The following is a 13,372-nucleotide window of genomic DNA, read 5'->3' as shown; positions in this document are numbered from 1 at the left end:
CGAACCCCGTCGGCCGCCGTTGGGCGCGGTCGCTCTTCAGTCACGGTCCCGCCTTGCAACGCTTCAGCTGTCCCTCCTGCCGGCAGGAGATCTTCTTCCGAAACACCGCCTGCCTCGCCTGCGGAGCGCAGCTTCTGTTCGACCCGGACGCAGGCTTTGCCGACCTGCAGGAGGGTTCGGGCACGCCCTGCGCCAACCGCGAGGCGATCAACTGCAACTGGACCGCGCACGAGGGCGGGCAGCTCTGCCTCTCGTGTCTGCACACGACCGTCGTGCCGGACCTGTCCATCCTCGACAACCGCGAGCGTTGGGAGCGGATCGAAACCGCCAAACGGCCGCTGATCCTGATGCTGCACCGGCTGCGCCTGCCCCTCTTCGACGGGCAGGGTAACGCCGTGCCCCGGTTCGAGCTGAAGGGCGATCCGCTCGACGGCAGCGCGCCCCGGATCCTGACCGGCCACGCCAATGGCACCATCACCCTCAACATCGCCGAGGCAGACGACGCCGAGCGCGAGCGGATCCGCTCGGAGATGAACGAGCCGTACCGCACCCTCACCGGCCACCTGCGCCATGAGGTTGCGCATCACTACTGGGACGTCCTGACCGAGGGCCGGGCCGACCGCCTGAAGGACCTGCGCGAGGTCTTTGGCGACGATGCGCAGGATTATGCCGTAGCTCTCCAGACCCATTATTCCGAGGGTCCGCCGCCGGATTGGCCGGACCGTTTCATCTCGGCCTACGCCACCGCCCATCCGTGGGAGGACTTTGCCGAAAGCTGGGCGCATGTCTTCCACCTGCTCGACGGGATCGAGACGGCGCAGGCCTTCGGGCTGCTGACATCGGCCACGCTGCCACAGGGCCTCGAGGCGCTGATCGAAGAGCCGATGTCACGGCTCGCCCAGGTCTGGGTCGAGCTGGTGATCGCGCTCAACGCGGTCAATCAGGCGCTGGGACACGAGACCTTCTATCCGTTCGTTCTGGCGCCCGCCGTCGTCCGCAAGCAGGAGGCGATCCGCGCCCTGATCCGCGAGGCGGGCCGCGCCGGCGGCTGAACCGCGGCCCGATCCGCGTCAGGCAGACAGCGGCGGGGCGCCGGCCGAGGGCACCTCGGGCGCGGGCATCGCGATCTCGATGTCGCAGCGCACACCCTCGGGCCGGAAATCGAGCTTCACCGTGCCCGCCACCTCGGCCGCCAGGACCGTCTCGATCATCCGCACCCCGAAGCCGGCCCGCGAGGGCGGCACGACATGGGGCCCGTCCGCCTCCGACCAGACCAGATGCAACCGCGCGTCGGGGAGGCAGGTCCAGCGGATCGACACCCGACCTTCGGGAGCGGAGAGCGCCCCGTATTTCATGGCGTTGGTGCACAACTCATGCACCGCCATCGAAAGCGGCACGGCCGAGCGCGGCGGCAGCATCACATCCGGCCCGTCCAGCGCGACCGCCTCGGCGTTGGCGCCGCATCCGGCGACCGAGGTGCCGATGATCTGGCGGAGCGAGGCCTGCGCCCAGCTCTCGTGCCGGAGGTGACTGTAGGCCCCGGCCAGGGCCTGAAGCCTGCCGTAGAAGGCGGCACGCGCCGTCGCCGCCTCGGGGATGCCGCCGAAGGACTGGCGCGCCACGGCCTGCACCAGCGCGAGGATGTTCTTGACCCGGTGATCCATCTCCTCGAGCAGCAGCTGCCGCCGCTGCTGGGCCAGCTTCATGTCGTGGATATCGGTGCACGAGCCCATCCAGCGCAGGATCCGTCTCTCGGCGTCGCGCACCGGCAGGGCGCGCCCCAGCATCCAGCGATAGCAGCCATCGCGATGGCGAAGCCGGTGCTCGATCTCGTAGGGTTCCCCGGTGGCGAGCGCCTGCCTCCACCTCAGGTCCATTTCGGCCCGATCGTCGGGGTGGAAGAACGCGTGCCACCCCTCGCCATCGGCCGGGCGCGCGGGCGCGCCGGTGACATCCGTCCAGCGCTGGTTCAGGAAATCCACCTGCCCGCCCGGCTGCGCGGACCAGACGATCTGCGGCATGGTCGAGGTGACGGTGCGGAACATGGCCTCGCGTTCGCGCAGCGCCTCTTCGCTGCGGCGCCGTTCGGTCACATCCTTGAACACCAGCGCGAACCGGCCATGCGCGGAAAGCGGGGTGGCAAAGACATTGAACCAGCGGCCCATCGCATCCGACGGCAGCTCGAAGCGCAAAGTCTCGCGCCCCAGCCCCACCCGGGCGTAGGTCTCGATCCAGTGCCGCTCGAGATCCGGCACCATTTCAAGCGCCGTCCTGCCCATCGACTCCGAGAGGCCCGTCATGCTCTCGAACAAAGGGTTTGCCTCGAGGAAACGGTAGTCGATCGGCTCGCCCGCCGCATCGGTGACCATCTCGCAGATGCAGAAGCCTTCATCGATGGCCGAGAAGACATCGCGGTAATGCTCCTCGCTCTCGCGAAGCTGGGCCTCGGCGCGTTTGCGGGCCGAGATGTCGTAGGCCACCCCCACGATCCGCTCGGGCTGGCCGTCACGATCCCGCTGCGTCTCGCCCAGAAGGCGCAGCCAGCGGTGGCCACCCCCCACAAGCGTCAGCCGAAGCTCGACCTGCATCGGCTCGCCGCGCAGGGCCGCCGCCTCGGCGTTGCGCAAGGCGGGCAGGTCCGCGGCATCGACGCGCGTCTCGAAGAGCGCGGCCGGGATCTCGCGCGGCACGCTCTGCACGCCGAAGAGCCGCGCTGCATCGCCGCCCACCTGCACGACACGCCGCGCCAGATCGAGCTGCCAGACGGTCATCCGCCCCGCCCCCAGAGCGACCCGCAAGAGCGCATCCTGCTCGTCGCGCGTGGTGAGACCGGCAAGGCGGGTCGCCACCTGCACACGGGGCGGTGGTGCGAGATCGCCCGAAGCCTCGTCGCCCTCCGCGTCGGGCACTTCCACGTCGATCCCCGCGATGCCGATGGCAGAGCCGTCGGCGGCCCGGATCAGCCGGCCGTGGCTGAGGATGCGACCGATGCTTCCGTCGGCCCGGATGATGCGGAAGCTGTGGCTCTGGCGCGTCTTGCGGTGCGTCAGGAACTCGCCCACGGCGGCGAAGAGCCTGTCCCTGTCCTCCGGGTGGATCATCTGGAAGAACTGAAGGACGCCGGGCTCGGGTGCGTCGGGGGCAAAGCCGTAGATCTCGCGCTGCTCGGCCGACCAGGTCAGTGACTGACGGCGCAAATCCCAGCGCCAGCGGCCGAACCCAAGCTCGGCTTCGCCAAGGTCCCGGTGACGCTCCTGAACGCGGCCTTCGTCCATCGTCCCAATCCCTCCTCCGGGAACCTCGGCCCGGACGGCGCCGCCCAAGCGGTAATGTTCAATATGATCCCTATCTTTCGGGTTTCGCAACATGAAGTTGGCCCGGGCCCCCACAGAGGGAGGCCCGGACCCGACGTCATCCAGCGGCTTGGGCGCGGAACATCAGCCGGGGGCACCCCGGCCGATGGCGCACCGTGGCGGATCAGGCGGCCGCCATCCCCGGTTTCAGCACCACTTTCGTCCATTCGTTCTGGTTGTAGCGGAAATTCTCGTAACCGCGCGCGGCCTCCTCGAGCGGCAGCCGGTGCGAGATCAGGAAGGTCGTGTCGATCTCGCCTTCGCCGATCCGCCGGAGAAGCTCCTCGGTGTAACGCTGCACATGGGTCTGGCCGGTCTTGAGCGTGAGCCCCTTTTCCATCAGCGCGCCCAGCGGGAACTTGTCGAGAAAGCCGCCATAGACGCCCGGCACCGACACGCGCCCGCCCTTGCGCACCGCCATGATCGCCTCGCGCAGCGCGTGGGCGCTGTCGGCGCCAATGCCGATCCGCTGCTTCATGTTGTCCATCAGCGTGTCCGGCATGAAGCCGTGGGCCTCCATCCCGACCGCGTCGATGACCGCGTCCGGCCCGATCCCGCCCGACATCTCCATCAGCGCCTCGAGCACGCGGGTCCGGCGGAAGTCGATCACCTCGGCGCCGAGCTTGCGGGCCAGCGCCAGCCGCTTGGGGTATTCGTCGATGGCGATGACCTTGCCCGCGCCCATCAGGAAGGCGGACTGGATGGCAAAGAGGCCGACGGGCCCGCAGCCCCAGACGGCCACCGTGTCCCCCTCCTCGATCTCGGCGTTCTCGGCGGCCATCCAGCCGGTCGGCAGGATGTCGGACAGGAACAGCACCTGCTCATCCTCGAGCCCGTCCGGGATCACGATCGGCCCCACGTCGGAATAGGGCACCCGGACATATTCGGCCTGCCCGCCCGGATAGCCGCCCGTCAGGTGCGAGTAGCCGAAGAGGCCCGACACCGCATGGCCATAGAGCGGCTCCGACAGGTCCTGCTTCTCGGCCGGATTGGAATTGTCGCAGGCCGAGAACAGCTGATGCTCGCAGAAGAAGCACTTGCCGCAGGAGATGGTGAAGGGCACCACGACCCGCTGTCCCTTGGTCAGGGTGCTTTTGGGGCCGGTCTCGACCACGCGGCCCATGAACTCGTGCCCGAGGATGTCGCCGGACATCAGGCCCGGGATCACGCCGTCATAAAGATGAAGATCCGAACCGCAGATGGCCGTGGCCGTCACCTCGATGATCGCGTCCCGCGGATTGACGATCTCGGGGTCGGGGTGCGTCTCGACGCGGACATCGTGCTTTCCGTGCCAGGTGAGTGCGCGCATCGGTCAGTCCTTCCGGTTGCGGGAGGTGGCGATCTCGCCCGCCTCCATCAGCATCTTGAAGCGGCGGAGTTCGCGCCGCCCCTGAATGGCGGGGGCGAGACGGAAGAGCCGCGAGACCATCCGGCCGACCTCGCCTCCGGTCGGAACGTAGGCCACCACGGCCTCGACTTCGGTTCCCCGCCCGGCGGGGGCGTCGCGGAACGTCACGGCGCCCTCGGCCCGGATGTCCGACGCCTCGGTCGAGCGCCAGGCGATCAGCCGGTCCGGCACCTCCTCGATGATCCGCGTCTCGAGCGTTGCCGTCCGCCCGAGGGGCATGGCGATGGTCCAGCGGCTGACATCCCCCACGACCGTCACATGCTCGATCGACTCCATGAACCGGGGAAGGTTCGAGAAATCGCGCCAGAAGGCAAAAAGCTCGGAGCGTGGCCGGTTGATGGTCACGGTCCGGCCGGCGGGCGTTGGCCCGTCCTGGAACGAGGATCGGGCCGAGCGGTCGGGAGCGTCGTCGTTCGGCCGGTAGGCGACTGGGTTCTCCCGAGACCGGGCGATGGCCCAGGCGGTCACGCCGGCGGCAACGCCCGCCCCGGCGAGGAGCGCGAGCGTTCCGGGCTCGGGGCCGGTCCGTTGGGATCGGTAGAGCGGCATGGAGACCTCCGGTTGCTGACAGGGGTTGGCCTGCGCAACCGGGCTACGGCGGATAGGTTCCAGAGGCCCGCCCTAGAAGGAATCCTTGCCTTGGCCGCCTCGACGGGCAAAGTGCCCCGATGCAATCGGCCCCCGTCCCCGTCGGCGGCGTCCGGCGCGCCCTCGTGATGCGCCTGATGTCCGTCCTTGCCGCCCTGCTGCTGGCGATGCTGCCCGCGGCGGACCGGCATCATCTGCCGGGCGGCCTGCTCGCACATCACCCCGACGCGATCCTCGCGCCTCGCGGACTGGAGCCCGCACTGGCGCCCGCCAGCCGCGGCGAGCGTCCGCTGCTGGGCGCTGACCCGTTGGCGTGGCACGGGGATCGGCAGGATCTGGCGGCTCCGGCCGGGCATCGCCTCCTGCAGCCGGCGCGCGATGAGGGCCCGCGGCCCCGCCGGGCGCGGGTCTTCTTCCTGGCGCGGGCGCCTCCGGTGCGGACGGTCTGATGTGACCCGCAGCCCTCGTCGGGCAGGCCCACCGGCATTTTCGGGAAAGCGACGTCTGCCCCTGCGCGGGTGCCACGGTCGTCTTCCCCGCTGACGGACAGGCCATCGGCAGCCTGCCCCGACCGGGGACACGGCTGCCGAGGCGCGGTCGCCGATCACCCTCAGCGCTCAACGGGCCGACGGGCACCGCATGGTGCCGGCGAGCCATTTTCAGGACGAACCCATGACCACAGACCCTGCTATTCTCGGCGGGCTGCTGCCGGCCGCCGGCGCGCTCGCGCTGCTCCTTCAGGGCGGCAGGCGCAGCCTGCGGCGACGCGCCGAGCGCCGAGACGCCAAGGCCGAAACGGCCACCTCCCGAAGCGAGCGGAGCGAAGTCTTCCTCCACTGGATCCTGCTCATCCTCGGCCTCGGCGCCATCTTCGGCCTTGGGGCGCTGATCTGAGCAAACGGCCGGTCCGGGCCGGCCGCTTCATCCTGACAATCTTTCGGATGTAACGGCGAGATAAACTTGAGATCGCGCGGGAAATCCCGGATGCAGGGCCTGGTGTCCCGAAGGGACATGATGAGAACGCTCCTCCGGCCGGGGTATGCACTTCACGAAGCGTGAAATGCAGGGGCCTCGGGTCGGTCGGCAAGCGGCGGCTGAGGCCGCCGCGAGGAGGTGAGGATGGACAGGCCCCGAACGTCCGTGTCGCTGTCGGCGCAACTGGTCGCCGCAATCCTGACCTCCTGCCTGATCGCCACGATCTCGGTCCTGTTCCTCAGCTACACCGCCGTCCGCTCTGTCGATGCCGATGCCGAAGCCCGCCAGGTGCGTTTTGCGAACCGCGCCATCGAGGAGGAGGCGCGGCAGATCATCTCGGAACAACAGGTTTCGACCGTCTGGAACGAGGCGGTCGATCGCGTCAAGGCCGTCGATCACGACTGGATGGAGAACAACCTCGGGGTCTGGATGCACGATCAGTTCGGGCATGACGAGAGTTATGTGCTCGATACCGTCAACCATCCGATCCATCTCGCGCGCGAAGGGGTGACGGCGCGGCCGGAGCCCACGGCCGCCCTTCCCCCACCCCTTGCCGAACTCGCGCGGGAACTGCGCTCCGAGATGCAGCGGGCCACGCGGGATGCCGCGGATTCCACCCCGGACATCGCCAAACTTTCGCTGGCCCGGTTCCTGCTGCTGAACGGCAAGCCGGCCCTTGTGGGCATCGTTCCCATCGTCCCCGACAAGCCCGACCTCACGCAGCGGGCGGGGACGGAATATCTGCATCTGGCCATCCAGTTCGCCGATGCCGACATGGCCGAGCGGCTGTCCTCCGCCTTCGAGTTCGACCGTGCCGCCTTTTCGCTGTCCCCCGGTCCCGAGGACCGGCTCTCCGTTCCGGTCAGGGACGCGGCGGGCGGCGCCATCGCCTGGTTCGTCTGGCGGGCCGACCGCCCGGGCCATCGGCTCGTGCACGAGATGCTGCCGGTCGTCACGCTCTTTGCCGCCTTCGGAGCCGGGCTTCTGGCCTGGCTCCTGCGCCGCCTGTGGTCCGCGTCACGCCGCCTGCACCAGAGCGAGGAGGAGGCCCGCTATCTGGCGATGCATGATCCGCTGGCCGGGATTCCGAACCGTACGCTCTTCGAGGACCGGCTCGATCAGGCGCTGAAGGCCGAGAAGCGCGGCGGGCCGCCGGTCGCGCTGCTGTGCCTCGACCTCGACCGGTTCAAGGCGATCAACGACACGATGGGCCATCCGGCCGGCGATGAGCTGATCCGGCAGATGGCGGCGCGGCTCTGCTCGCATGTGCGCGAGACCGACACGGTGGCGCGGCTCGGGGGTGACGAGTTCGGCGTGATCCTGATCGGCATGGGCAGCGAGGACACGCTCGCGCGCTATTGCAGCGGCCTCGTCCATCTGCTCTCGGCGCCTTGCGACCTCAAGACGGGCCAGGTGCAGATCAGCGCCAGCATCGGCGCGGCCTGCGCGGCACGCTTCGACGGCGGGATGGAGGCGCTGCTGCGAAGCGCCGACGCGGCGCTCTACCGTGCCAAGGCGGACGGGCGCGGGCGCTTCTGCATCGCCACGCCCGAGATGAACGACATGTTCCGTCTCCGCCACGAGATCGAGCGCGACCTGCGGCAGGCCATCGCCGAAGGTGGCCAGTTCCATGTGCTCTACCAGCCCATCTTCGACGCCGAGGACGGCATGGTGGCGGCCGAGGCGCTGGTGCGCTGGACCCACCCCGTCCGCGGCGTGCTGGCGCCCGAGAGCTTCATCGGCATTGCCGAGGAAACCGGCCTGATCGAGCCGATCGGGCTCTGGGTGCTCGAACAGGCCTGCATCCTGGCCGCGACATCCAGCCTGCCGAAGATCTCGGTCAATGTCTCGCCGATCCAGCTGCGCCGCGAGGGGTTTGCGGACGAGGTGCTGGCGCGGCTTGCGGCCCACGGCCTTCCGGGCCACCGGCTCGAGCTGGAGATCACCGAGAAATGCGCCCTCGACGCGGGCAGCGAGACGCTGTCGAACCTCGATCGGCTGCACGCGGCCGGTGTGTCGATCGCGCTTGACGACTTTGCCACCGGCCAGTCGCTCCTGCGCTATGTCCGCGACTACCAGATCGACACGATCAAGATCGACCGCTCGTTCGTGGCCCGGCTGGGCAGCGGCGACGGGACCGACCAGATCGTGCGCGCGATCCTCGATCTCGGGCGGGCGATGGGGATCGAGGTCACGGCCGAGGGCGTCGAGAATGCAGCCCAGCGCGAGGCCTTGCTCGCGATGGGGTGCCATGTGTTCCAGGGCTTCCTGCTCGGACGGCCGATGGATGCCCTGCGACTGGCCGCCCTGAGCGCCCGCAACCGCCCCTCGCAGAAAAGCGCCTGAGGCGCGGCAGGAACCGTCGGCCTCTCCCGCCGTTGCCCCTGTGCGCGCAACTCGCGCGCGGGTGATGCGACGCGGGTTTGCGAAGCGGGAGCCGGTGCCCCCGCCCGCGCGCACGTCACGCTTCGCGAGAGGGGAAGGTATGAAGGCACGGAACATCGAGGCGCGGTCCTCGTGCAGGCCGCGGGCTTGCCGGACATGATCGAGTTCCTCGGGCCGATCATCCCGCACCTCAAGGCGCTGCACATCTCGATGCTCGTGATCTGGTGCGGAGGGCTCTTTGCCCTGCCGCTGATGCTGAGCCACCACGACAAGACAACGGGGCAGGCGGATTATTCGCGCGTGCGCCGCGCCACCCACTACGGCTACACGCTGGTGGTGACACCCGGCGCGGTGCTGGCCATCGCCAGCGGCACGCTGCTGATCTTCCTGCGCGAGGTCTTCGATCTGTGGATGTTCGCCAAGCTCGTCTTCGTGGCGCTGCTGGTGGCGTTCCACGCCTGGGTCGGCCACACGCTCGTCATCGTGGCCGAGACCGAGGGGACGCACCGCGTCCCCCCGGCCACAGGTCCCTTGCTGCTTCTGCTGGTGCCCGTGCTCGGGATCCTGACCCTCGTGCTGGCCAAGCCCGACCTCCAGGGGATACCGCTGCCCGACTGGCTCCAGGAGCCGCTGGGCATTCAGCTTCCTTTCGACGTTCCCAGCCGATAATCGAACACGAGCTTGCCGCCATGCCAGCCCGCTGCCGAGACCATGATCACGCCGAAGCCCGAGAGCAGGATGCCGTAGGGCAGAACCGCCTCCTCGAACCCGAGGAGCCGGTAGCCCCAGTTCGCGCCCAGCACCGACAGAAGCGCCACGGCGATCACGAAATGCGTCCAGGCGGCCGCGCGGGCGCGGATGCCCGGCACCATCAGAAGCTCGGTCGTGCCCGTGACGCCGGCCGCAAGGCCGAAGAGGAAGGCGGTTCCCGCAGCCCAGAGCGCCGCCCGCGCCCAGAAGATGTCGGCCGAGAGCCAGTAGAGCCCGTCCGCCCCGAAGGTGCAGAAGGTGAGCGCGACCGGAAAAGAGACGGTCATCGCATGGGCCGGATGGCCCCAGATGGCGATACGGCTTTCGGTCTCCTCGAAGGCGGGGCTCGAACTGATCGGATCGATCAGCGTCTCGTCCTTCGTCTGCACCTGCTTTTCCGGCATCGGCTTCTCCTGCGCTGGCTGTTGCCCACCCTAACGCCGTTCCTGCTCTCCGGTTGCGCCGAGGATCTCTCGGCGGTGCATCCGGCCGGTCCGGCCGCCGAGGCGATCGCGACGCTCTGGTGGGTGATGCTGGCCGGCGCCACGGCGATCTTCCTGCTGGTCGTGGTGCTGCTGACCATGGCCATGCGCACGCGACCGGGCGGCGGGAGCGAGCGGGTCTGGCTGCAGGGCATGGGCCTTGCCTTCCCGCTGACGGTGCTTGCGGCGCTGCTGGCTTACGGGCTTGTCATCGGGGAACGGCTTCTGCCGCGCGACCATCCCGACCGGGTGACGGTCCGCGCCGAGGCGCGTCAGTGGGAGTGGCGCTTTGGCTACGAGGACCGCCCGGACCTCGAGACCCTGGACATCCTTCACATCCCCGCCGGCCGGCCGATCGACGTCGAGATCACGAGCCTCGACGTCATCCACGGCTTCTGGGTGCCGCGCCTTGCCGGCAAGATGGACGCCATTCCCGGCCATGTGAACATCCTGCGGATCGAGGCCCACAGGCCCGGAGACTATGCGGGCGTCAGCGCCGAGTTCAGCGGCCCCGGCTACCGCACCCACCGTTTCACCGTCCGCGCGCTCGATGCGGCGGACTGGGATACATTCCTGAAGGAAGGAGCCCCATGAACGCCCTGCGCCGACACCGCATCCTCACGCGGATCTGGGCCTCGGAATCCGGCTGGCGCGGCTGGTTCACCACCGTGAACCACACGGATCTGGGGCGGATGTTCATGTTTGCCTCCGCCGTCTTCTTCCTGATCGGCGGCATCCTCGCGATGCTCATCCGGGCGCAGCTTGCCAGCCCCCGCTCGGCCTTCGTCGGGGCGGAAACCTACGCGCAGCTCTTCACGATGCACGGGACCATCATGATGTTCCTGTTCGCGATCCCGCTGTTCGAGGGGCTGACGATCTACCTCTTGCCCAAGCTGCTGGGCTCGCGCGATCTGGCCTATCCGCGCCTGTCGGCCTACGGCTTCTGGTGCTATGTGCTGGGCGGCTCGATGCTGATCTTCGCGCTGCTGGCCGGGATCGCGCCCGACAGCGGCTGGTTCATGTATCCGCCGCTGGCCTCCACACTCGGCTCGCCGGGGATCAACTCGGACTTCTGGCTCCTCGGGATCACCTTCGTCGAGATCTCGGCCATCGCGGCGGCGGTCGAGATCGTGGTGACGGTGCTGCGCTTCCGCGCGCCGGGCATGTCGCTCGACCGGATGCCGATCTACGGCTGGTATGCGTTGATCACGGCCACCATGATCCTGACAGGCTTTCCGCCGCTGATCCTCGGCTCGATCCTGCTCGAGCTTGAGCGCGCCTTCGGCCTGCCCTTCTTCCAAGTGGCCGAGGGCGGCGACAGCCTGCTCTGGCAGCATCTCTTCTGGCTCTTCGGCCACCCCGAGGTCTATATCATCTTCCTGCCCGCGGCCGGAGCGATCTCGACGATCCTGCCCGTCATGGCCCGGACCGAGCTGATGGGCTACCGCTGGGTGGTGTCCGCGGCGATCGCGCTCGCCGTCCTGAGCTTCGGGCTCTGGGTGCACCACATGTTCACCACGGGCATTCCGCACATGGGGCTTGCGCTCTTCTCGGCCGCCTCGACTCTCGTCGCCGTGCCGACGGCGGTGCAGATCTTTGCCTGGATCGGAACGCTCTGGCGGGGCTCGCCGCAGATGCGGCTGCCGATGATGTGGATCCTCGCCTTCTTCGCCACCTTCGTCATCGGCGGGCTGACGGGCGTGATGGTGGCCGTCGTGCCGTTCGACTGGCAGGTGCATGACACGCATTTCATCGTGGCCCACCTCCATTACGTCCTTGTGGGCGGCTTCGTCTTTCCGATGCTCGCCGCGCTTTATTACTGGATGCCGCATGTCACGGGGCGCAAGCGGTTCTTCCGGGTGGGCGACGCCGCCTTCTGGCTGATCACGCTGGGCTTTCACGCGACCTTCCTGGCCGTCCACTGGGTCGGGCTGCTCGGCCAGCGGCGCCGGACCGAGACCTACGATCCCGGTCAGGGATGGGAGCTCATCAATCTCATCTCCTCGATCGGCGGCTTCGTCATGGCGATCGGCTTTGGCCTCGTGCTGCTGGACGTGGCGATGAACGCGCTTGTGGCGGTGCGGGGCAGCCGCAATCCGTGGCGTGCGGGCACGCTCGAATGGGCGATGCCCACGCCGCCGCCCGCCTACAATTTCGCCAGCCTGCCCGAGATCACCACGCGCGAGCCTCTGCACGAGGATCCCGATCTCGGGGTCAGGATTGCGAAGGGCGAGTTCTACCTCGGCGAGGCGCGCGGCAACCGACGCGAGACGCTGATGGTCGAGGTCGCCAGCGGGCGTCCGGCGGCGCTGGTCGTCTATCCGGGCAACAGCGCGCTGCCCTTCCAGCTTGCGCTTGCCACCGGGCTCTTCTTCGTCGGGATACTGATCAAGACCTTCTGGCTGGTGCCGCTGGCCATTGCGGGCGTCGCGGCCCTGGGCTGCCGCTGGGTCTGGAGCCTCACCTCCAGCCGCGACGAGGGCCGTCTGCCGGTGGGCCGGGGCGAGAGCCTGCCGCGAGAGGTGCCGGACACGCCGGGATGGTGGGGATCGCTCTTCCTGCTTCTGGCCGATGCGACGCTCTTCGGATCGCTGATGTTCGGCTATGCCTTCCTCTGGACGGTGGCGCCGAACTGGCCGCCGCCCGAGTGGCTGCAGCCCTCGATGCTCCTCATCGCACTTCTGCTTGGCGGAGCGGCAACCGCGCCGCTTCTGGTCCGCCTCGCGCTGCGGTCGGTCGCGGGCGGAGGCTCTCCGACGCCCGCCCTGGCGGGGGCGTTGCTCGGCCTCGGCGCCCTGTCGGCGGCGGCGCTGATGCTTCTCTTTGCCCTGCCCGTGCCCCAGCGCCATGCCTATGATGCAACGGTGTGGGTGATCGGCGGCTACGCGGCCTTTCACGCGCTGCTCGCGCTGGGAATGACGCTGTTCGTGATGGTCATGCAGGGCCGCGGCCGTCTTTCGGCCTTGCGGATCGCGCCGCTGCGCATCCTGCGGCTCTGGATCGACTGGGCGGCCTTTGTCGGACTCGTGGGCGTGGCCGCAGCCTGCCTGCCGGGGGTTCTGGCATGAGCGCGATCCTCCGCATCAGCCTGCCTCTCACGCTCTGGCTCGTCTGTTTCAGCGCGGTCTATGGCCTGCATGGCCTGATCTGCTCGGGCGGCTGGCCCGGCGGGCGGCCGGCGCTGGTCGCGGCGGCGCTGGTCTCGGTGGGACTGCAGGGGGTGCTCTTCCTCGCCCTCCGTTCGCGCCGCTTCGGGGCACCTCCGGGCTTTGTCCGGCACACCAGCCTCGTCCTGTGCATCGCCGCGCTGTTCGCCACCCTCTGGAGCCTCGTGCCGGTGGCCGTCACCTCCACATGCCTGCCCCCCGGCTGATCGCAAAAAAATCTCGCCGTGTCGGGATGAAGGAGCGGCCCGGCTCCGTATATCGGGC

Annotated in this window: 12 protein-coding genes; 8 read left to right on the top strand and 4 right to left on the bottom strand. The window is 68.9% G+C overall.

The window, feature by feature from the left end; all coding sequences use genetic code 11:
• Positions 1 to 53: 53 nt before the first annotated feature.
• Positions 54 to 1,052 carry a zinc-binding metallopeptidase family protein gene (locus tag FG154_RS06975; RefSeq protein WP_145105863.1) on the top strand — a complete coding sequence of 333 codons (999 nt, stop codon included), beginning with the start codon at positions 54 to 56 and terminating at the stop codon, positions 1,050 to 1,052.
• An 18-nt stretch (positions 1,053 to 1,070) separates the two neighbouring features.
• Here FG154_RS06975 and FG154_RS06970 read toward each other — a convergent pair whose 3' ends face one another.
• The 3 genes from FG154_RS06970 to FG154_RS06960 form a co-directional block, all read right to left on the bottom strand.
• Positions 1,071 to 3,275 (bottom strand): PAS domain-containing protein, encoded by a 2,205-nt coding sequence (locus tag FG154_RS06970; RefSeq protein WP_145105860.1) that lies wholly within the window; start codon positions 3,273 to 3,275, stop codon positions 1,071 to 1,073.
• A gap of 202 nt (positions 3,276 to 3,477) precedes the next feature.
• Positions 3,478 to 4,662: a zinc-dependent alcohol dehydrogenase gene (locus FG154_RS06965; RefSeq protein WP_145105857.1), complete on the bottom strand. Its 1,185-nt coding sequence runs from the start codon at positions 4,660 to 4,662 to the stop codon at positions 3,478 to 3,480.
• Positions 4,663 to 4,665: 3 nt separating this feature from the next.
• Positions 4,666 to 5,310 carry an SRPBCC family protein gene (locus tag FG154_RS06960; RefSeq protein WP_145105853.1) on the bottom strand — a complete coding sequence of 215 codons (645 nt, stop codon included), beginning with the start codon at positions 5,308 to 5,310 and terminating at the stop codon, positions 4,666 to 4,668.
• Positions 5,311 to 5,486: 176 nt separating this feature from the next.
• Here FG154_RS06960 and FG154_RS06955 point away from each other — a divergent pair, with 176 nt between their 5' ends.
• The 4 genes from FG154_RS06955 to FG154_RS06940 all read left to right on the top strand — a co-directional run bounded on the left by FG154_RS06955 (position 5,487) and on the right by FG154_RS06940 (position 9,378).
• Positions 5,487 to 5,798, top strand: coding sequence for a hypothetical protein (locus tag FG154_RS06955; protein ID WP_246100153.1), 312 nt, complete (start codon positions 5,487 to 5,489; stop codon positions 5,796 to 5,798).
• A gap of 223 nt (positions 5,799 to 6,021) precedes the next feature.
• On the top strand, positions 6,022 to 6,243 hold the full coding sequence (locus FG154_RS06950) for a hypothetical protein (protein ID WP_101339876.1): 222 nt from the start codon (positions 6,022 to 6,024) through the stop codon (positions 6,241 to 6,243).
• Between the two features lie 225 nt (positions 6,244 to 6,468).
• Entirely contained in the window at positions 6,469 to 8,670 is a 2,202-nt protein-coding gene (locus tag FG154_RS06945) for a bifunctional diguanylate cyclase/phosphodiesterase (protein WP_145105847.1), read from the top strand.
• 195 nt (positions 8,671 to 8,865) lie between these two features.
• On the top strand, positions 8,866 to 9,378 hold the full coding sequence (locus FG154_RS06940; RefSeq protein WP_145106116.1) for a CopD family protein: 513 nt from the start codon (positions 8,866 to 8,868) through the stop codon (positions 9,376 to 9,378).
• Here the strand turns inward: FG154_RS06940 and FG154_RS06935 are convergent.
• The gene (locus FG154_RS06935; protein ID WP_145105844.1) at positions 9,348 to 9,863 is read right to left on the bottom strand and encodes a DUF2231 domain-containing protein; all 516 of its coding nucleotides are present in this window, start codon (positions 9,861 to 9,863) and stop codon (positions 9,348 to 9,350) included. The genes FG154_RS06940 and FG154_RS06935 overlap by 31 nt on opposite strands.
• A gap of 18 nt (positions 9,864 to 9,881) precedes the next feature.
• Here FG154_RS06935 and FG154_RS06930 point away from each other — a divergent pair, with 18 nt between their 5' ends.
• From FG154_RS06930 to FG154_RS06920, 3 genes are read left to right on the top strand one after another with little or no spacing between them, the layout of a single operon-like run.
• A complete protein-coding gene (locus tag FG154_RS06930; protein ID WP_425456838.1) occupies positions 9,882 to 10,535 on the top strand; it encodes a cytochrome c oxidase subunit II in 654 nt (217 codons plus the stop codon).
• Positions 10,532 to 13,009: a cytochrome c oxidase subunit I gene (ctaD, locus tag FG154_RS06925; RefSeq protein WP_145105838.1), complete on the top strand. Its 2,478-nt coding sequence runs from the start codon at positions 10,532 to 10,534 to the stop codon at positions 13,007 to 13,009. Before FG154_RS06930 ends, ctaD begins: the two co-directional genes overlap by 4 nt.
• Positions 13,006 to 13,314, top strand: a complete 309-nt coding sequence (locus FG154_RS06920; protein ID WP_145105835.1) for a hypothetical protein — start codon at positions 13,006 to 13,008, stop codon at positions 13,312 to 13,314. Before ctaD ends, FG154_RS06920 begins: the two co-directional genes overlap by 4 nt.
• Positions 13,315 to 13,372: the final 58 nt, after the last annotated feature.

It is taken from the genome of Cereibacter sediminicola, assembly GCF_007668225.1.
Lineage (GTDB): Bacteria > Pseudomonadota > Alphaproteobacteria > Rhodobacterales > Rhodobacteraceae > Cereibacter_A > Cereibacter_A azotoformans.
The sequence above is the reverse complement of the archived record's forward strand: the minus strand, read 5'-3'. Positions and strand labels throughout refer to the sequence as shown.